Here is a 17,896-nt window from a genome sequence, read left to right as displayed (position 1 = left end):
TGTGCGCCGACGGCGCGGGTAAGCGGCTGCCGGCGGGCTGATCGACTCGAGTTCTGGACGTCGGGGCAACCCGCTCGGGCCGACCGCGGTTTCCTGAACGCCGAGTCGATCACTCGGCGCGGTGGGCGTCGGAGGATCTTCGGCAGCCACGGCCGAGCCCCCGGCGTGCCGTCGCGGTGGACGGCTGCCGGGGGCTCGAGTGCAGGCGGTCAGGCCTGATTGCCACTCGGCAGCACCGCTGCCATCTCGTCGCCGGCGCCGGCGAGCACGCGTGCCTGCTGCGGCCAACTGGCCAGCCCAGGTGCGGCGCGCAGGCCGGCGGCCCGGATCAGGTCGCGCAGTGCCGGCTCGTCCAACTCGCCGAGCTGGCCGTACGTGCGTACGCCGGCGTCCTGCAACGCAGCCGCCATCTTCGGCCCGATCCCCTGGATCCGGCGGAAGTCGTCGGCCGGGCCGGTCGGGTCGGCGTCGACGCCGCTATTCGTCGTGTCCGCGGCCGAACGAACCGGAGGGGTCGCGGCGGCGGTCGGGCGGACCGGAGGCGCGGCCACCGCCGCCCGCTCGTCGACGGCAGCGGCAACCGCGGGCTCGGCGTTCACGGAGCCGGCCTGCACTGGCTCAGCGGTCACGGAGCCGGCCTGCACCGGCTCGGCGGTCACGGAGCCGGCCTGCACCGGCTCGGCGTCGGACGGTCCTGCGCTCGCCAACGTCTCTGCCGGCGTGGCATCGGCCGCAGTGGCCGTGGTCTCCACGTCGTCGGCCGGACCGACGGAGGCCGGCACATCGTCGGCCGGCGCATCGTCGATCAGCGTCGAGTCGATCGGCGTGCTGTTGACGGGCGCGGTCTCGACCGGCGCGTCGTCGGCGGGGGTGGTGTCGGCCGGGGTGGCCGCTACCGGCGCAGCGTCGATCGCCGCATCGTCGGCCGGCGTCGTGTCCAGCGGCGCCGCGTCGGCCGGCGGGAGATCATCGGCGGGCTGGCGGGGGGCGACCACGGCCGCCGGGGCGGGTTGGTCGTCGACAGTGACCGGCTCGGGGGTCGAGTCCACGCCCGGCTCCTGCCGCAGCTCAGCGGCGTCGGACTGCTCGGTGGCCGGCACCGGCGGCGGGGTCTCGGTCAGCGCCATGTCCGCCTGGTCGACGGCGCTCGGGGCGTCCGCCGGCACGGGCACCGGGGTGGGACCGTCCGGTTCGGTCAGCGCGGCGGGCGCGCTGACCGTGTCGACCGGCACCGGCTCGTCGGCGACCGCGGTGGGTGCCGGGTCGACGGCGGCCGCGGGCCGGGCCTCGTCGGTGGTGGCAGCCGGCGTGGGCGTGGTGATCACGGCCAGGCCGGCGACGGGGTCACCATCCACAATCGAATTGCCCTGTACGCCCCGTCGGCCGCGCAGCAGCCACCCGGCGGCCAAGCCCAGCAACAGTGCCAGTACCACTATCAGCGAGTGTCCGAAAGACCACGCCACGGCGAACCTCCCTCTCAGGTCGTTGGAAAAGTCACGAGAAAAACTCGCCGCAGCTTCGCACACGCGTATTGCCGACGACAGGCAGGATCGGCCGTCAGCGTTGCGGGTGGGACAGCCACCTCAGCCGGTGCCTGCCGGGTGACACAGCGTCGCCCGATCACCCGAAAAACCCGACCCGACGAGACCGGGTCGGGCATGGAGCGGGCAAGGCATGGATTGGTCGGGCAGAGCTCTCCGGAACGATGAGACCCGGGCCCGGCGCTGGACGCCGAGCCCGGGTCGGGCGATGCGGGGTTCAGTCCCGGTCGCCCTCGTAGGTGTGGAAGTCGTCGACGAATCGGCGACGGAGCCGTGGCACCCGGCTGGTCACTCCGAAGTAGCCGCGCGCGCCGAGCAGCGCGAGCCGACCCACCACCGGCCGGTACATCCGGTCGTCGCCGCTGGTGCCGCTGCGGTTCAGCGATTCGGCGACCCGGGCGAAGCCGTACGGCGCCATCACGGCCTCGTAGTCGGCGACCGCCTGGAGCAGCGTCTTTTCGCCGGCGGTGGCGCGGCTGAGCTGCGCGCAGAGCAGGCGGGCGTCGCGCAGCGCGGTGTTCGCGCCCACGCCCCGACCCGGGGTCATGGTGTGGATGGCGTCGCCGAGCATGGTGACGGTGCTGCTCTTCCAGGGCGGCACCGGCTCGGACGTGGACACTTTGATCGGTAGGGCGCTGGCCGGGTCCGCGTGGGCGAGCAGTTCCCGTAGGTGCGGGTGCCAGTTCGCGGTGAGGTCGAGGGCGACCTGCACCAGGTCCTCACCGCGGCGGTCCAGGATGTCGGTCGGGAACCGGTTGGCCGCACTCCAGATGATCAGGTTGATGTTGTCGGTGGTGGTGTCGTGGGCCAGGCCGGGCCAGTCCCGGAGCACTGCGGCGTCGGGCTCGCTGACGCCGGGCTTGATCGCGCGTTCGGCGTCCCACTTGAACTCCATGACGTGCAGCACGCCCATCATGCCGCCGACGCCGAAGATCAGCGAGATGCCCTGCTGGACCCGCTCCGGAATGAGACCGCTGGTGTGCGGGGTCAGCGGGATCCGAGTGGCGATGTTGATCGTCCCGGCGTCCCGGGTGACGGCGTGCGGCAGGTACTGGCGGCGTACGGCGGAATGGGTGCCGTCGGCCGCCACCAGCAGGTCGCCGGTGGCGCTGGTGCCGTCGGCGAAGTGGGCGGTGACAGTGCCGTCGTCGCGCTGCTCGTACCGGGTGAAGGTCTTGTCGAAGTGCACCACGTCCTCCAGGCCGGTCAGCAGCACCTGGCGCAGCACCATCCGGGCCACCGAGTGTTCGGTGCGTACCGGGTCGGCGCTCGGCCGCAGCGCGAACGACGCGGTCTGACGGAGCCCCTGGGTGACGACGTTGAAGTAGTGCGGCGGCCGGGCGCAGGTGGCCAGGAAGGTGGCGAACAGCTCCGGAGGCAGACACTCCCGCAGCGCCCTGCTACCGGTGGGGCCGATGCCGACCCGGTAGCCGAGCAGCCCCTCGGCGCGGTCGCGGTGCCGCTCGTAGACGGCGACGCTGATCCCGGCCCGGCGCAGGCCGTGCGCCAGGCACAGCCCGCCCGTGCCCGCGCCGATGATCAGGACGTGCGGCGGCGCGGCGGACATGTCAGCCGGCCGGGTGCGCGGCGGGCGCCTCGGTGACGGCCGGGCGTGGAGCGGGTGCGTCGGTGCCGGCCGGGCGCGCCGTGGGCGCCTCGACGGCGTCCCACCGGTAGAAGCAGCCGGCGATCGCGTCCCGGGGGGAACGCCAGGTCGGCAGGTACGGGGACGTGTGCGCGGAGAGCCGCTCGTTGACCTGTCGGAAGAGCGGGTGGTTGCGGGCTGCCGCGAGCGCGTCCGGGTCGACGTCGTCCGAGGTCTCCAGCAGGTGTACGCACAGGTCGTGCAGGCAGTACAGGGATCGGTGCGTGACGCCGGTCAGGCCGGGCAGGTCGGTGGCGTCGGACTCGGCGAAGATCTGCGCGACCCGCCCCTCCGCTCCCGGGATGATCCGGCTGACGATCAGTAGACGACTCATGGGACCCCTTCCGCCGGTGGCCTGTCCGACCCCTCGGGGACCGGTGCCACGTGCTCTGTGCGCCCACCGTGCCGCAGGGCCTGTCACATCACCGTCACGTACGCCGACCGGGCGGTGACGGGCGTCGCCGTCACGTACGCCGAACGGCGGGCGACGGGCGGTCGGTGAGGGCCTCGCGGCTGGCCTGGCGGATCGGGGCGAGGGTGTCGTCGAGCAGGGCGCTCATGGCGGGGCTCGGCTCCAACCGCAGTTCCCGGCGCAACAGGTCGCGGTAGACGTAGAAGGCGTGCACGGCTTCGAAGGCGTTGCCCTCGGCCAGGTGGATGCGGACGACCAGCCGGTGTGGTGTCTCGCGTAACGGCTCGGCGGCCATCGCCTCCAACGCGGCTTCGAGGGCCTCGCCGTGCCGTCCCGCGGCCAGGTGGTGCCCCGCCACCTGTTCCAGCATGTGCAGGCGGAGTTGGCGCAGGCGTTCCCGGTCCAGCAGCACCCAGTCGTCGTACCAGCCGGGCAGGAGGTCGTGCCGCCCGGCGGCGAGCGCCCCGGCGGCGGTGCGTGGGTCGTCGCCGTCCCGGACCCGGGCCGCGGTGCCGACCAGGTCGTCCACGTCGAGCCGAACCGCCGGGCCGAGGCGTACGGTGTCGCTGGCCACTGTCATCGGGCAGCAAGGGTCCTGTCGCAGCCGCCACAGGGCGGTACGCAGGGAGGACAGCGCCCGTTCCTCGGACGCGTCGGGCCAGAGCAGCCCGGCGAGCTGGCTGCGGGTGGCGCCGGGGCGGAGCCCGATCAGCGCGATCACCCGTTGCAGGCCGCGTGGCACCACCACCGGCACCGCCTCGCGGAGGAGTCGAAAACCTCCGAGCAGGTGCAGTGAGACGCCCTCCTCGGGCGGGTCTCCGGCGGTCGGCACGGACGGATCAGCGGCCACGGCGGCACCCCCTGCGGAACGCTCGTCCCGACTGTCTGCTGTGTCCCGGATCGGTTGCCCTCGACGCCACTGTCGACCCCGCCGATCACGGCGTGGCCGGGCGCGGCCCCGCCCGCCGAGGCCGCCGGACTGACCACGCTGAAGATTATCAATGATGGTCACGTTGCGTCAATGTCAGCGTGGACCTTCTCTTGCCGACAGTCAACCCGAGATCGGTTCTGAACTGCATAAACATTAGCGCATCAAGCGCAGCAGGCACATAGCTGATACACAGGTTGCGTCAACGCAGCGTCACCGCCATTCGTCGCTGGCCGACCCGGCACGGTGACGCCGCCGTGACGAGGATCGGCGCATCGTGTCGGCAGTCGTCCAGCGCGTCCGGGGGCCACCCGTCGCCGGCCGGACGCTGTGGGGGGAGGCCCAACATGGACCGATCGCTGATCGTCGCGAAGGTCGATCCGACCGCCGAGGAGCGGGTCGCCGAGATCTTCGCCGAGTCGGACGCTACGGAGCTGCCGCGCCTGGTCGGTGTCCGACACCGCTCGCTGTACCGACTGCACGACCTCTACGTGCACCTTCTCGAGACCGCGCAGCCGGCGGAGGGCGCTGTGGAGGCCGCTCGTGACCACCCCGAGTTCATCCGGGTCAGCGACCGCCTACGCCCGTACGTGTCGCCGTACCTGTCGACCTGGCGCTCGCCGCGCGACGCCATGGCGCGGTGCTTCTACCGGTTCGACGCCCCGGACGCCGGGCGGCGGTCGTGACGGCCACCGCGCCGCGCGAAGAGCAGCTCTGGTCCCGCTGCGCTGGCTGCGCCAGCCTGCTGTACCGCAAACGGCTGCGCCGCAACCTCGACGTCTGCCCGGAGTGCGGCGAACATGCCCGACTCGGCGCGCCGGAACGCCTGCGCCAACTGGTCGACCCGGGTTCCCTGCGCCTGCTGCCCGACCGGCTGCCGGAGGCGGACCCGCTCGACTTCGTCGACGTGCTGCCGTACCCGCACCGGCTCACCGGCGCACGGGCCAGCACCGGTCTTGCCGAGGGGGTCGTCTGCGCCACGGCCACCATCGGTGGGCACCCGGTGGCCCTGGCGGTGATGGACTTCCGTTTCCTCGGTGGCAGCCTGGGCTGCGCGGTGGGCGAGCTGATCACCCGGGCGGCCGAACGGGCGCTGGACGACCGCACGCCGCTCGTCCTGATCACCGCCTCCGGCGGGGCGCGGATGCAGGAGGGCGCGCTGTCGTTGATGCAGATGGCGACCGTCAGTCAGGCCATCGCCGCGTTGCGCGAGGCGGGGTTGCTCACCGTGAGCGTCCTCACCGACCCGACCTACGGCGGGGTGGCCGCCTCGTTCGCCACCAACACCGATCTGGTGCTCGCCGAGAGTGGCGCGCGGATGGGCTTCGCCGGCCCCCGGGTGATCCGCCAGATCACCGGGCGGGCCCTGCCGGAGGGCTTCCAGACCGCCGACTTCCTGCTCCGACACGGGCAGGTCGACATGGTGGTGCAACGGCGGTCGCTGCGCGGACGGCTGACGGCGCTGCTCGCCGCGACCCGCGCCGGCCGTCCGGCGCGTCCGCCCGTACCCCGGCAGGAGCCGGCCTCGCACCGCGAGCGCCTCGCCGACGACGGCGCGGTCCTGGCGCGGCCGACGGACGCGGCGGCCGAGGGAGACGCCGGTATCCCGGCGATACGCGACGCGTGGGACACCGTCCGGATGGCGCGGCATCCGGGGCGGCCCACCACACTGGACTACCTGGACTCGGTCTTCGACGGGTTCGTGGAGCTGCACGGCGATCGGCTCGGCGCGGACTGCCCGGCCATCGTGGGTGGGGTGGCCCGGCTGGCCGGCCGGCACGTCATGGTCATCGGTCACCAGAAGGGCCACACCACCGCCGAGTTGGTCGCCCGCAACTTCGGCATGGCCAGCCCGGCCGGGCACCGTAAGGCGCTGCGGCTCATGCGCCTCGCGGCCCGCCTCGGCCTGCCAGTGGTCACCCTGGTGGACACCCCCGGCGCCGACCCGGGGGTGAGCGCCGAGGAGCAGGGCCAGGCGGCGGCCATCGCCGAGAACATCCTCACCCTCACCGTGCTGCCCACCCCAGTGCTCGCGGTCATCACCGGCGAGGGCGGCAGCGGCGGCGCGTTGGCGCTGGCGGTGGCCGACCGGGTGCTGATGCTGGAGAACGCCGTCTACTCGGTGATCAGCCCCGAGGGGTGTGCGGCGATCCTCTGGCCGGACCGGTCCGCGGCGCCGCAGGCCGCCCGCGCGTTGCGACTGACCGCGCCCGACCTGCGCCGGCTCGGGGTGGTCGACGAGGTCGTGTCGGAGCCGTCGAGCGCCGCGCACGACGACCCGGCGGAGACCGCGCACCGGTTGCGCGCCGCGCTGCTGGCCAACCTCCTGCCGCTGCTCGACGTGCCGCCGGCCATGCTGGTCCGCCTGCGCCGGCAACGATTCCGACGGTTCGGCGCGAACCGCGTCGGCGTCCGGGCGGGCCTGCGATGACCGCCAGCGACCGGGCGCTGTCGACAGTCGACGCGTCCGACGACGTGGGGGTGGACGGCGAGGCGGCGCTGGCCGGACTGCGCCGGCAGGCGCAGCACCTGATCGCCGAGCTGGCCGGGCCGGTGCGCCGGATCCGGCTGCGCAGCGGGCCGGCGGTGCTGGAGGTCGAGTGGCACCCCGAGGACGTGACCCGACCGGACGTACCGCTGCCCCGCGCCGAGGCGGCACCGGCGGTCGGGCCGGCGCCCGGTACCTCACCTTCGGTGCTCCGGCCGCCGGCGCCTGGGCGTGCCGCGGTGCGGGCACCGATCGTCGGCACCTTCTACCGGGCGCCGGAGCCCGGCGCGCGGCCGTTCGTCGCGGTGGGCGACCTGGTCCGCCCGGGCCAGCCGGTGGCCATCGTCGAGGCGATGAAGCTGATGAACGAGGTGACCGCCGACCGGGCCGGCCGGGTGGCCGCGATCCTCGTCGAGGACGGTCAGCCGGTCGAGTACGACCAGCCGATCGTCGAACTGGACCCGGCATGACGGCGCGGGGTGGTTGACCATGTTCGAGACCGTGCTGATCGCCAACCGGGGCGAGATCGCGCTGCGGGTGCTGCGTGCCTGCAAGGAGCTCGGCGTGCGAACGGCGGTGGTCTACTCCGCCGCCGACGCCGACTCGGCGGCGGTCCGCCTCGCCGACCAGGCCGTCCGGATCGGACCGGCGTCGAGTCGGCGCAGCTACCTCAACGCCGCCGCCATCGTGGAGGCGGCCCGGCAGGTGGGGGCGCAGGCCGTGCACCCGGGCTACGGCTTCCTCTCCGAGGACGCCGACTTCGCCGAGATCTGCGCCGACAACGGGCTGACGTTCATCGGCCCGCCGCCGGCGGTGATGGCCGCGCTGGCTGACAAGTCCTCGGCCCGGGCACTGATGAGCCGCGCCGGCCTGCCGCTGTCGCCGGGCAGTGTCGCGCCGGTGCCGACCGCCGCCGCGGCGGCCGAGGTGGCCGACGCCGTCGGCTACCCGGTGATCGTGAAGGCCGCCGCCGGTGGCGGGGGCCGGGGGATGACAGTGGTACACAACCCGGGCGAGCTGCGCCGCGCGTACACCCGGACCCGGGCCGCCGCCCAGGCCGCCTTCGGCGACGACCGGGTGTACGTCGAGCGCTACCTCACCGAGGCGCGGCACGTCGAGGTGCAGGTGCTGTGCGACGCCCACGGCAACGGGGTGCACCTGGGCACCCGGGACTGCTCGGTGCAGCGCCGGCACCAGAAACTGGTCGAGGAGGCGCCCGCCCCGGCGCTGCCCGCCGCCGTTCTCGACACCATCGCCGAGACCGCCCTGCGGGGTGCGCTCCAGGTCGGCTTCGTCGGTGCCGGCACGCTGGAGTTCCTGGTCGACGCCGAGGAGAAGTTCCACTTCCTGGAGATCAACTGCCGGATCCAGGTGGAGCATCCGGTCACCGAGATGGTCACCGGGATCGACCTGGTGCACGAGCAACTCCACATCGCCGCCGGCGTGCCGCTGCGGTGGCGGCAGGAGGAGATCCGCCTGCACGGCGTCGCTGTGGAGTGTCGGGTCAACAGCGAGGACCCCGCGCGCGGCTTCGCCCCCACCCCCGGCCGGTTGGAGCGGTTCACCCCACCCGGCGGCCCGTTCACCCGGGTGGACACCCACGCCAGCGCCGGTTACCTGGTCGGCCCCTGGTACGACTCGCTGCTCGCCAAGGTGATCGTCTGGGCGCCCGACCGGGAGCTGGCCCTCAACCGGCTGGAACGTGCCCTCGACGAGTTCGATATCGCCGGTCCGGGCGTGCACACCACCATCCCGTTCGTCCGGCGGGTGCTCGACGACGCCGCATTCCGCAAAGGCCGCTACACCACCGGCCTGGTCGACCGTCTGCTCGCCGCGCCCGCGCCGGAGCCGACCGTCCCTCCCGCACCGCGCACCGCGCCCGCCGCAGATCCCGACGCAACCCACAGGAGGACCCGATGACCGTCACCCATGGTCGCCCGATGACCGCCGAGATCACCGACATCCTGGTGGCGCACTGCGGGCTGGACGCCGACGCCGCGGCCCGGGCGCCCGCCGCGTCTCTGGAGGAGCTGGGCATGGACTCGCTCGCCCTGCTGGAACTGTCGGCGGTCGTCGCCGACCGCTGGCAGGTGGTCATCCCCGAACAGGCCGGACAGTTGAGCATCCCGGCGGTGGCCGACCTGGTCGCCCGCCGCGCCGACCCGCCCGGGCACACCGAGAACAGCGTGGTCATCGACGCGCCGCTGGGGCTGGTGTGGGAGGTCACCAACGACGTGGCGAACTGGACCGAGCTGTTCACCGAGTACGCCGTGGTGGAGATCCTGCACCGCGAGGGGCACACGGTGCGGTTCCGCCTCACCATGTACCCCGACGAGAACGGGGTGTCCTGGAGCTGGGTCAGCGAGCGCACCGCCGACCCGGTGACCAGGCAGGTCCGGGCGCACCGGGTGGAGACCGGGCCGTTCGAGTACATGCGCATCCACTGGCGCTACACCGAGGAGGCCGGTGGCACCCGGATGGCCTGGACGCAGGACTTCGCGATGAAGCCGACCGCGCCGGTCGACAACGCCGCGATGACCGAGCGGATCAACACCAACAGCGTGATCCAACTCGCGGTGATCAAGGACCGGGTGGAGCGGATCGCCTGGCAGCGCGCCGACCAGGGCGGCCCGAGCGCCAGCGACGCACCGACGGGAGCCGACGATGAGTGACCTGAGCACCCGCCCGATCGCCGCACGGGACGTACCCGCCGACCGCCGTCGCGGCGGTGAGCTGCGGGTGCTGCTCGGCCCCCGCACCGTCGGCAGCACCTCGGGTTTCCTCGGGGTGGCCACGCTCGAGCCGGGGGAGCGGATCGCCGAGCACTACCACCCGTACAGCGAGGAGTTCCTGTACCTGGTGCGGGGCGCGATCACAGTGGACCTGGACGACCAGCCGACGCTGCTGGCCGCCGGTGAGGGGCTGTTCGTACCGGTGAATGTGCGGCACCGGCTGCGCAACACCGGCGTCGAACCGGCCGAGGTGGTCTTCCACCTGGGCCCGCTCGCCCCCCGGCCCGAACTGGGCCACGTCGACACCGAGTTGGTCGAGCAACGGGGCGGGTCATGACCGGGCGCCGCACGGTGGTGACCGGAATCGGGGTGGTCGCCCCGGGCGGCGCCAGCCGGGACCGCTTCTGGAAGACCATCACCGAGGGGCGGACCGCCACCCGGCGGATCAGTTTCTTCGACCCGTCGGCGTTCCGGTCGCAGATCGCGGCGGAGTGCGACTTCGACCCGGTCGCGGCGGGGCTGAGCGAGGCCGAGCGACGCCGGGCCGACCGGTACGTGCAGTTCGCGCTGGCCTGTTCCGCCGAGGCGGTGGCCGACGCCCAGTTGGTGCTCACGGACGCGGAGCGGGATCGCGCCGGGGTGGTGCTGGGCACGGCGGTGGGCGGCACGATGGCGTTGGAGCAGGAGTACGTCACGGTGAGCGAGCACGGTCGACGGTGGCTGGTGGACGGGGCGCGCGGTGGCCCGTACCTCTATCAGGCGCTGGTGCCCAGCAGCCTCGCGGCGGACGTGGCCTGTCGACACGGGCTGCACGGCCCGGCGCAGGTGGTGTCCACCGGCTGCACCTCCGGCATCGACGCCATCGGGTACGCCCACCAGATGATCGTGGACGGTGAGGCGGACGTGATGCTGGCCGGCGCGTCCGACTCGCCGATCTCGCCGGTCACCGTCGCCTCGTTCGACGCGATCAAGGCGACCAGCCCGGACAACGACGACCCGGCGCACGCCTCCCGCCCGTTCGACGCCGACCGGCACGGGTTCGTGCTGGCCGAGGGCGGGGCGGTGCTGGTGCTGGAGGAGGCCGGACACGCCCGGCGGCGGGGAGCGCACATCTACTGCGAGGTGGCCGGCTACGCCAGTCGCAGCAACGGCTTCCACATGACCGGGCTGCGGCCGGACGGGCTGGAGATGGGTCTCGCCGTCACCGACGCGCTACGGCAGGGCCGGATCCTGCCCGAGCAGGTCTCCTACATCAGCGCGCACGGCTCGGGCACCCGGCAGAACGACCGACACGAGACGGCCGCGTTCAAGCGGGCGCTGGGTCAGGCCGCGTACCGGATACCGATCAGCTCGATCAAGTCGATGGTCGGGCACTCGCTCGGCGCGATCGGGTCGATCGAGATGGCCGCGTGCGCCCTCGCCATCGAGTTCGGTGTGGTGCCGCCGACGGCGAACTGGAGCACCAGGGACCCGGAGTGCGACCTGGACTACGTACCCAATGAGGCACGGGAGGTCCCGGTGGACGTTGCCCTCTCGGTGGGCAGCGGGTTCGGCGGTTTCCAGTCGGCGATGGTCTTCCGTCGGATGCTCGGCGCGGTGGCGGCGTGAGCGCCGCTTCGCACGGTGCCGGCGCGACGGCCCGGGCGGTGGTGACCGGCATCGGGGTGGTCGCGCCGAGCGGCATCGGCGCGGACGCGCACTGGCGCACGGTCCTCGCCGGCACCCGCCGGACCGGGCCGATCACGTTGTTCGACCCGGCCGGCTATCCGACCCGCTTCGGCGGGGAGGTGCCCGGCTTCACCGCCGACTCCTACGCCGACAGTCGCCAGTTGGTGCAGACCGACCGGTGGACACACCTCGGCTTCGCCGCCACCCGGCTGGCGCTGGCCGACGCCGGCCTGCCCGACCGGGCCCCCGACCCGTACGGCTACGCGGTGACCCTGGCCAGCTCGTCCGGGGGGAACCTGTTCGGTCAGCGGGAACTGCAACGGCTGTGGGGCGGCACGTCGCGGACCGTCGGGGCGTACCAGTCCATCGCCTGGTTCTACGCGGCCAGCGTCGGGCAGCTCTCCATCCACCACCAGTTCAAGGGCCCGAGCGGGGTGCTGGTCGCGGAGTCGGCCGGCGGGCTGGACAGCCTGGCGCACGCCGCCCGCGCGGTGCGCCGGGGCACCCCGGTCGTGATCGCCGGGGCCACCGAGTGCCCGTTGAGCCCGTACGCGCTCGCCTGCCAGCTGCGCTCGGGGCTGCTCAGTGACGTCGCCGACCCGGAGCGGGCGTACCGGCCGTTCGACGCCACGGCCAGCGGCTACCTGCCGGCCGAGGGCGGAGCCGTGTTCGTGGTGGAGGAGTTGGGGCACGCCCTGGCCCGGGGCGCCCGGGTCTACGGCGAGGTGAGCGGGTGGGGCTCCACCCACGACGCCGCGCACACCACGGCGGAGAGCAGCGGCGACCCGGGCCAGTACGCGCGGGCGATGCGGCTGGCCCTGGACCGCGCGGGCGTCGCCGCCGCCGGAATCGACGTGGTGCTGCCCGATGCTCTCGGCGTGCCCCGTTACGACCGCAGCGAGGCCGAGGCGCTGCGGGCCGTGTTCGCCGACCGGCCGCCCCCGGTGACCACGCAGAAACCGCTGACCGGTCGGGCGTACCAGGGCGGCTCGGCGTTGGACGTGGCCACCGCGCTGCTCGCCTTCGCCCAGGACACGTTGCCCGCGTCGGCCGGACCGGACGAGGTGGCCGAGGGCTGTGAGCTGGACTTCCTGCGTGAGCACCGCCGACCGCGAAACCGACTCGCCCTGATCTGCGCGCGGGGCTTCGACGGGTTCAACAGCGCGCTGGTCCTGCGTGGGGCCGCGCCGATGAGGGGAGAGGCGTCATGAGCGACAAACGGGCCCGGGTGGTCTTTCTGGTACGGGTGCCGGTACCGCGCACCGAGCAGTTCCTCGCCGCGTACGAACAGGTGCGGCACCTGGTCGCCGGCGGTGTGCCGGGGCACCTGGTCGACCAGGTGTGCCGGTCGTCGACCGACCCGGAGCAGTGGTTGATCACCAGTGAGTGGGCGAGCCTGGCCGACTTCGAAGACTGGGAACGCAGCCCGGAGCACCGGGACCTCGTGCGCCCGATGCGGGAGTGCTTCACCGACGCCCGTTCGCTGCGCTTCCACATCCACGCCCAAACCCCAGCCCTAGCCTGACGGCTCCCCGCCCCGCCCCCGCCCCCCGCCCCCGCCCGCTCTCCGCGATCTTGCACTTAGTGTCGCGACATCATGGGCATTCCACGCATTGCAACGACCGAAACTGCAAGATCGGCGCGGTGGGGCGGGCCGTATTTCTCGGGAGCGCGTAGGGTCCTGGAGCCATGAAGGTGCTGATCTCGGTGGACCTGGAAGGCATCTCGGGGGTCGTGCACCCCAGCGAGACGAACCCGGATCGGTACGACTACGAGCGGGGCCGGGCGTTGATGACGGCCGAGGCGAACGCGGTGATCGCCGGGGTCCTCGATGCCGAACCCGAGGCGGTGGTGTGGGTCGCCGACGCGCACGGAACGTTTCGCAACATCCTGCCGGAGGACCTCGACCGGCGTGCTCACCTCGTGCGGGGCAAACCCCGCCCGCTGGGCATGCTCGCGGGGCTGGACGAGCACACGGATGCCGTTCTGCTCGTCGGCTATCACGCTCGGGCCGGTGCCGGGCCCGCCGTGCTGGCCCACACGATAAGCGACGCCGTCCTCGACGTGCGGGTGGCCGGCCGGTCGTTGGGCGAGATCGGCCTCAACGTCGCCATGGCGGGCCACCTGGACGTGCCCGTCGTCCTGCTCAGCGGGGACGACACCGCCTGCGCGGAATTCAGCGAGCTGGTGCCCTCGGCGGTCACCGTCGCCGTCAAGCAGACCCTGGGGCAGGCCGCCGCGGTGGCAGTGCATCCGCAGGAGGCGCGGGAGCGGCTGCGCCACGCCGCCGCCGACGCGATCGCCCGGCGCGCCTCGATTCCCCCGGCGACGATGGCCGGGCCGTTGGACGTCGAGATCGACCTGTACGGCCCGTACATGGTCGACCTCGCCGTCCTGGTGCCGGGTGTGGTCCGCGTCGGCGGCGGCCGGACGGTCGCCTTCCACGCCGTCGACGTGGCCGAGGCGTACCGGCTGGTTCAGCTGCTGGTCCACCTCGCCGGCATCAAACCCGCCTAGCGTCCGAGAGCCGTCGGGCTCGGCGGACAACCGCGACGCCATCGGCCGTCCGGCTGACACCGGCCCGCCGGTTGTGCGAGGGGTCATGCCTCGGTGACGCTCCGCCAAGTCGGCCGCCCGATCCTGCCCGCCGAACGGGCTGTCGGCAATCCGGCTGGCCGCTGCTTTTGATCCATCCATTCGCATCTAGCAATGGCCTTGTGGGCGTCGTATGGTTCCCCGCAGCACCCCGACAAGCGTACGTGATGGGCGGATTCGCCCTCTTTCATGCTGGGCGGTGAACGGCAGTGACGGCAGAAGATCCTACGGCGACCGACCCCGGCTGGGTGGACGAAGTCCTCTTCGTCGGCCACCCGACCGACGTTTGTCTCCGTCTGCCCGAGCCCGTCGACCGGGCCACCCTGCACCGGCTGGTCACCGCCGCGCAGGACCGGTTGACCACCGCCGGACTGCGCCCCGGTGGTGCCGCGGCGCTGCGGTTGCCACCGTCGCTGGCGTACGTGGTGAACCTGCTCGCCACCTGGCGCGCCGGGGGGCAGGCGATCCTGCTCGACCACCGGCTCACCGACCACGAGGTGGACCGGGCGCTGGCCCGGTTGACTCCGCAGGTGGTGGTCGCTCCGGTGCGAACCGGTGGCGGCGCGCTGAAGATCTTCGTCGACGTCACCGAGGGCGTCACCCGGTACGCCGACCGCCCCGCGGTCAGCGGCCACGCCGTGATCCAGCTCAGCTCCGGCTCCACCGGCCCGTCCAAGGTGATCGGCCGCACCGCCGCCGACCTGGTCGCCGAGGTGCACCGCTACACCCGGATCGACGGGGTGGCGCTGCCCGGCGAGCGGATCATCCTGCTGCCCTCGATGGTGCACGTGCTCGGCCTGGTCGGTGGCCTGCTCTACGGGCTGCACGCCGGGGTCGAGCTGGTGCCGCCGGAGCGGCTCAGCGGCGACGCCGTGCTGGCCGCGATCAGCGCCGGCACCACACCGGCCACGGTGCTCGGAGTGCCGTTCCACATCGGACTGCTCGCCTCCACTCGCCCGACCGGGCCACTGCCGCAGCTGCGGCGGATGACCACCGGGGGCGAGCTGGTCCCGGCCGCCGTCGCCCGGGCGTTCACCGACCGGTACGGGGTGCCGCTGGGCAACATGTACGGGATGACCGAGGTCGGGGTGATCGGCACCGACCTGCACGGGTCACACCGACCGTCGATCGCCCCCGCCCCCGGGATCGAGGTCCGCGAGTCCGGCGGTGAGCTGTTGGTGTCCTGCCCGGCGTCGCCGTACGTCGGCCTGAGCGACCCGACCCGCTGGTCCGACGGTTGGCTGCACACCCGCGACGCCGGCACCGTCGATGTGGACACCGGCCTGGTCACGGTGCGCGGTCGACTCGACTCGCAGGTCTCCGTCGGCGGGATGAAGGTCGACCTGACCGAGGTCGAGGCCACCGTCGCCGAGCTGACCGGGGTGGCCGCCGCCGTGGTGGTCTGGGACGACGGCATCACCGCGTACGTCCAACCCGACGGCCCGCTGTCGGAGGAGACGCTGGACAAGCTCCTCGACGAGCGGTTGGCCGGCTACAAACGGCCCCGGGCGTTGCACCTGCTCGATCAGTTGCCCCGTACCACCACCGGCAAGCTGGTTCGCTCGACCGACGCGCTGCGTTCGGCGGTCACCCCGTGACCGGGCCGCTGCACCACCTCGACGTCGACCTGCGTGCTCGCCCGTACGGCGACCGCCAGGACGAGGCCCCCGCCCAGCCGCGGGTGACCGACCCGCAGGGGCTCGGCGCCGGGCACCTGTCGCAACGGCAGCCCCGGCGGCGGCATCAACCGGCGCAGCCCGCCGTCGCGCAACCCCCGCCCGAGCGCCTTGCCGACCGCCTCCTTGGCGGTCCACAACCGCAGGAAGTCCACCGTCCGGCCGGCCTCGGGCCGATCGCCCAACCAGGCCAGCTCGGTGGGCGGGAACCAGCGGCGGGCCAGCGCGAGCGCCGGCAGCGGGCGGATCCGCTCCACGTCCACCCCGACCGCGTCGGCCCGACGGGCGGCGACCACCACCAGCCCGGCGGTGCGGCTGACGCTGACCGCCAGCTCGACCGACCCGGTCACCTCGTCGACCCGGACGATCGGCCGTCCCTCGCGGTCGTGCGTCAGCACCAGCCCGGTCTCCGGGTGACCGAGCAGCAGAGCACCCGCTCGCCGCACCAGCACAGCGGCCCGATCCGGCTGACCGCCGGTGTCCCGGCCGACCCACACGTAGACGGTGTCCCGACCGGACACCGTCAGCTGAGCCACGCAGAGAGGGTATCCATGAGAGCCGAGGTCCGTGCCTTCGTCGTCGAGCAGCTCGCCGACATGAACTACGACGTCGAGGGGCTCGACGACGACACCACGCTCGGCCCGTCCGGCGTCGACCTGGAGTCTCTCGCCCTGGCCGACCTGTCCGTCCGGGTCGAGGACCGGTACGGCCTGACGTTCGCCGACGACGAGTCGGAGCAGCTCGCCCTCATGACTGTCGGCGAGTTCACCACGATGGTCGCCAATCGCGTCACCGAGGCGACGAGCGACAAAGGCTGATGAGCGGTCAGCCCGATCTGGGGCGAGCTGACCTGATGACCATGCTCGCCGAACTCACCGCGAAACCGGCTGCCGAGGTGTCCGACCGGATCGGCTCGATGGAGCTTGCCTGGCTGGTGCACCTCGTCGAGCAGCGCTACGAACGCCGGCTCGACCTCACCGACGACGAGCTGGCCGGCATCCGCACCGTCGACGACGCCCTGGTGGTGTTCCGGGCGTCGCTGACCGCCTCCGCAGATGGTTGAGGCGCGCGTCGCCCAGCTCACCGGTGTGTACGCGGTCAGCGCCCTGGGGCGGGGCGCCGACGCGCAGCTCGCCGGTGTGCTGGCCGGGGTGCCGGCGTTCGGGCAGGTGGAACGATTCGACACCGCCGCCCGCCGGGTCACGGTGGCGGCCACAGTGCCCGAGGTCGGTGCGCTCGCGGACGAGCTGGTCGTCGCGATCGACACGGCCTGCCGTGCGGCCGGCCTGGACCGCGCGCAGCGCGCCGGGTGCGCCCTGCTGCTGGCCGTGCACGGCGGCCCGGCCGTGGGCCCGACGCCGGCAGTGCTCGCCGGTCAGCTCGCCGCCCGATGTGGACTCTCCGGTCACACCCGGGTCTACACCAGCGCCTGCGTGTCGGCGAGCACGGCGGTGGCCGACGCGACAGCCCGGATCACCAGGGGTGACGTCGAGCGGGTCGTGGTCGCGGCCGGCTACCTGGTGGAGCCGGACCAGTTCGCGCTCTTCGACGCCGGTCGTGCCCTCGCGGTCGACGGGGCGGTCCGCCCGTTCAGCGTCGGCCGCCGGGGGTTGCTGCTGGGCGACGGCGTGGCCGCTGTGGTGCTGGAGTCGAGCACCGTCCGACGACGCGGTGTCGATCCGGTGGCCACAGTGGTCGGTTGGGGGCGGGCCGGCGACGCGTTCCACCCCTGCCAGCCGGAACCCGGCGGCGCCGGGCTGGCCCGCGCGGTCGACGGCGCGCTGCGCCGGGCCGGGCTGCCACCGCAGGCCGTCGGCTACGTCAACGCCAACGCCACCGGTACCGCGCAGAGCGACGCCGCCGAGGCCGCCGCCCTGCGTCGGGCCCTCGGCGGGCACGCCACCCGGGTCCCGGTCAGCTCCACGAAGTCGGTGCACGGGCACGCGCTGGAGGCGTCCGGGTTGCTCGAACTGGTGGTCACCGCGCTCGCGCTGCGCCACGGCGAACTGCCGGTCAACGCCGGCTGGCTGGGCCCCGACGACTCCTGCCCCCTGAACGTCGTCAAGGACCGTCCGCAGAAGACGGAAGCCACCCATGCCCTGACCCTGAACGCCGCCTTCGGCGGCGCCAACACCGCTCTCCTGGTCGGCGCCGGATGACCGCCCCCCACTCCCCGCGATCGTGCACTTTCTGCCCCGACGAATCCGACCA

At 73.3% G+C, this 17,896-nt stretch carries 19 protein-coding genes; 14 read left to right on the top strand and 5 right to left on the bottom strand.

Features of this window, described 5'->3' with window-relative positions; all coding sequences use genetic code 11:
* Positions 1-209: 209 nt before the first annotated feature.
* From NIE111_RS32450 to NIE111_RS19735, 4 genes are all read right to left on the bottom strand, one after another.
* Positions 210-1,463 carry a helix-hairpin-helix domain-containing protein gene (locus NIE111_RS32450; protein WP_372488371.1) on the bottom strand — a complete coding sequence of 418 codons (1,254 nt, stop codon included), beginning with the start codon at positions 1,461-1,463 and terminating at the stop codon, positions 210-212.
* 295 nt (positions 1,464-1,758) lie between these two features.
* Complete coding sequence (locus tag NIE111_RS19745; RefSeq protein ID WP_238685785.1) at positions 1,759-3,108, bottom strand: FAD-dependent oxidoreductase; 1,350 nt, start codon at positions 3,106-3,108, stop codon at positions 1,759-1,761.
* Between the two features lies 1 nt (position 3,109).
* Positions 3,110-3,520 carry a TcmI family type II polyketide cyclase gene (locus NIE111_RS19740; protein WP_238685784.1) on the bottom strand — a complete coding sequence of 137 codons (411 nt, stop codon included), beginning with the start codon at positions 3,518-3,520 and terminating at the stop codon, positions 3,110-3,112.
* 130 nt (positions 3,521-3,650) lie between these two features.
* On the bottom strand, positions 3,651-4,448 hold the full coding sequence (locus NIE111_RS19735; protein WP_238685783.1) for an AfsR/SARP family transcriptional regulator: 798 nt from the start codon (positions 4,446-4,448) through the stop codon (positions 3,651-3,653).
* A gap of 425 nt (positions 4,449-4,873) precedes the next feature.
* On the opposite strand from NIE111_RS19735, the gene NIE111_RS19730 reads away from it, so the two are divergent.
* The 11 genes from NIE111_RS19730 (at position 4,874) to NIE111_RS19680 (ending at position 15,607) form a co-directional block, all read left to right on the top strand.
* Positions 4,874-5,212 carry a TcmI family type II polyketide cyclase gene (locus tag NIE111_RS19730; RefSeq protein WP_238685782.1) on the top strand — a complete coding sequence of 113 codons (339 nt, stop codon included), beginning with the start codon at positions 4,874-4,876 and terminating at the stop codon, positions 5,210-5,212.
* Positions 5,209-6,957: an acetyl-CoA carboxylase carboxyltransferase subunit alpha gene (locus tag NIE111_RS19725; RefSeq protein ID WP_238685781.1), complete on the top strand. Its 1,749-nt coding sequence runs from the start codon at positions 5,209-5,211 to the stop codon at positions 6,955-6,957. Before NIE111_RS19730 ends, NIE111_RS19725 begins: the two co-directional genes overlap by 4 nt.
* Positions 6,954-7,484, top strand: coding sequence for an acetyl-CoA carboxylase biotin carboxyl carrier protein (locus NIE111_RS19720; protein WP_238685780.1), 531 nt, complete (start codon positions 6,954-6,956; stop codon positions 7,482-7,484). Before NIE111_RS19725 ends, NIE111_RS19720 begins: the two co-directional genes overlap by 4 nt.
* Positions 7,485-7,503: 19 nt before the next feature.
* Entirely contained in the window at positions 7,504-8,934 is a 1,431-nt protein-coding gene (locus NIE111_RS19715) for an acetyl-CoA carboxylase biotin carboxylase subunit (RefSeq protein ID WP_238685779.1), read from the top strand.
* Entirely contained in the window at positions 8,931-9,686 is a 756-nt protein-coding gene (locus NIE111_RS19710) for an SRPBCC family protein (protein WP_238685778.1), read from the top strand. Before NIE111_RS19715 ends, NIE111_RS19710 begins: the two co-directional genes overlap by 4 nt.
* Positions 9,679-10,083, top strand: a complete 405-nt coding sequence (locus NIE111_RS19705; protein ID WP_112587250.1) for a cupin domain-containing protein — start codon at positions 9,679-9,681, stop codon at positions 10,081-10,083. Before NIE111_RS19710 ends, NIE111_RS19705 begins: the two co-directional genes overlap by 8 nt.
* Positions 10,080-11,354, top strand: coding sequence for a beta-ketoacyl-[acyl-carrier-protein] synthase family protein (locus NIE111_RS19700; RefSeq protein ID WP_112673494.1), 1,275 nt, complete (start codon positions 10,080-10,082; stop codon positions 11,352-11,354). Before NIE111_RS19705 ends, NIE111_RS19700 begins: the two co-directional genes overlap by 4 nt.
* Positions 11,351-12,625 (top strand): beta-ketoacyl synthase N-terminal-like domain-containing protein, encoded by a 1,275-nt coding sequence (locus tag NIE111_RS19695; RefSeq protein ID WP_238685777.1) that lies wholly within the window; start codon positions 11,351-11,353, stop codon positions 12,623-12,625. The genes NIE111_RS19700 and NIE111_RS19695 overlap by 4 nt, the downstream gene beginning before the upstream one ends.
* On the top strand, positions 12,622-12,939 hold the full coding sequence (locus NIE111_RS19690; protein WP_238685776.1) for an antibiotic biosynthesis monooxygenase family protein: 318 nt from the start codon (positions 12,622-12,624) through the stop codon (positions 12,937-12,939). The genes NIE111_RS19695 and NIE111_RS19690 overlap by 4 nt, the downstream gene beginning before the upstream one ends.
* A gap of 164 nt (positions 12,940-13,103) precedes the next feature.
* Complete coding sequence (locus NIE111_RS19685; protein ID WP_238685775.1) at positions 13,104-13,931, top strand: M55 family metallopeptidase; 828 nt, start codon at positions 13,104-13,106, stop codon at positions 13,929-13,931.
* 287 nt (positions 13,932-14,218) lie between these two features.
* A complete protein-coding gene (locus NIE111_RS19680) occupies positions 14,219-15,607 on the top strand; it encodes a class I adenylate-forming enzyme family protein (protein WP_238685774.1) in 1,389 nt (462 codons plus the stop codon).
* On the opposite strand, the gene NIE111_RS19675 is transcribed toward NIE111_RS19680, so the two are convergent.
* Positions 15,535-16,221 (bottom strand): 4'-phosphopantetheinyl transferase family protein, encoded by a 687-nt coding sequence (locus NIE111_RS19675; RefSeq protein WP_238685773.1) that lies wholly within the window; start codon positions 16,219-16,221, stop codon positions 15,535-15,537. The two genes, NIE111_RS19680 and NIE111_RS19675, sit on opposite strands and share 73 nt — an antisense overlap.
* Positions 16,222-16,236: 15 nt before the next feature.
* Here NIE111_RS19675 and NIE111_RS19670 point away from each other — a divergent pair, with 15 nt between their 5' ends.
* From NIE111_RS19670 to NIE111_RS19660, 3 genes are read left to right on the top strand one after another with little or no spacing between them, the layout of a single operon-like run.
* The gene (locus tag NIE111_RS19670) at positions 16,237-16,503 is read left to right on the top strand and encodes an acyl carrier protein (protein WP_203119726.1); all 267 of its coding nucleotides are present in this window, start codon (positions 16,237-16,239) and stop codon (positions 16,501-16,503) included.
* Positions 16,503-16,748, top strand: a complete 246-nt coding sequence (locus NIE111_RS19665; RefSeq protein WP_112587240.1) for an acyl carrier protein — start codon at positions 16,503-16,505, stop codon at positions 16,746-16,748. Before NIE111_RS19670 ends, NIE111_RS19665 begins: the two co-directional genes overlap by 1 nt.
* Positions 16,741-17,844 (top strand): beta-ketoacyl-[acyl-carrier-protein] synthase family protein, encoded by a 1,104-nt coding sequence (locus NIE111_RS19660; RefSeq protein WP_238685772.1) that lies wholly within the window; start codon positions 16,741-16,743, stop codon positions 17,842-17,844. Before NIE111_RS19665 ends, NIE111_RS19660 begins: the two co-directional genes overlap by 8 nt.
* Positions 17,845-17,896: the final 52 nt, after the last annotated feature.

The organism is Micromonospora hortensis, assembly GCF_022230935.1.
Lineage (GTDB): Bacteria > Actinomycetota > Actinomycetes > Mycobacteriales > Micromonosporaceae > Micromonospora > Micromonospora hortensis.
This window is presented reverse-complemented; position numbering and strand designations above follow the sequence as displayed.

Bases quoted from the DNA above. Each gene is read 5' to 3' on its own strand.
- NIE111_RS19745 (WP_238685785.1), bottom strand. From the start codon at position 3,108: ATGTCCGCCGCGCCGCCGCACGTCCTGATCATCGGCGCGGGCACGGGC.
- NIE111_RS19740 (WP_238685784.1), bottom strand. From the start codon at position 3,520: ATGAGTCGTCTACTGATCGTCAGCCGGATCATCCCGGGAGCGGAGGGG.
- NIE111_RS19730 (WP_238685782.1), top strand. From the start codon at position 4,874: ATGGACCGATCGCTGATCGTCGCGAAGGTCGATCCGACCGCCGAGGAG.
- NIE111_RS19720 (WP_238685780.1), top strand. From the start codon at position 6,954: ATGACCGCCAGCGACCGGGCGCTGTCGACAGTCGACGCGTCCGACGAC.
- NIE111_RS19715 (WP_238685779.1), top strand. From the start codon at position 7,504: ATGTTCGAGACCGTGCTGATCGCCAACCGGGGCGAGATCGCGCTGCGG.
- NIE111_RS19710 (WP_238685778.1), top strand. From the start codon at position 8,931: ATGACCGTCACCCATGGTCGCCCGATGACCGCCGAGATCACCGACATC.
- NIE111_RS19705 (WP_112587250.1), top strand. From the start codon at position 9,679: ATGAGTGACCTGAGCACCCGCCCGATCGCCGCACGGGACGTACCCGCC.
- NIE111_RS19700 (WP_112673494.1), top strand. From the start codon at position 10,080: ATGACCGGGCGCCGCACGGTGGTGACCGGAATCGGGGTGGTCGCCCCG.
- NIE111_RS19690 (WP_238685776.1), top strand. From the start codon at position 12,622: ATGAGCGACAAACGGGCCCGGGTGGTCTTTCTGGTACGGGTGCCGGTA.
- NIE111_RS19685 (WP_238685775.1), top strand. From the start codon at position 13,104: ATGAAGGTGCTGATCTCGGTGGACCTGGAAGGCATCTCGGGGGTCGTG.
- NIE111_RS19670 (WP_203119726.1), top strand. From the start codon at position 16,237: ATGAGAGCCGAGGTCCGTGCCTTCGTCGTCGAGCAGCTCGCCGACATG.
- NIE111_RS19665 (WP_112587240.1), top strand. From the start codon at position 16,503: ATGAGCGGTCAGCCCGATCTGGGGCGAGCTGACCTGATGACCATGCTC.
- NIE111_RS19660 (WP_238685772.1), top strand. From the start codon at position 16,741: ATGGTTGAGGCGCGCGTCGCCCAGCTCACCGGTGTGTACGCGGTCAGC.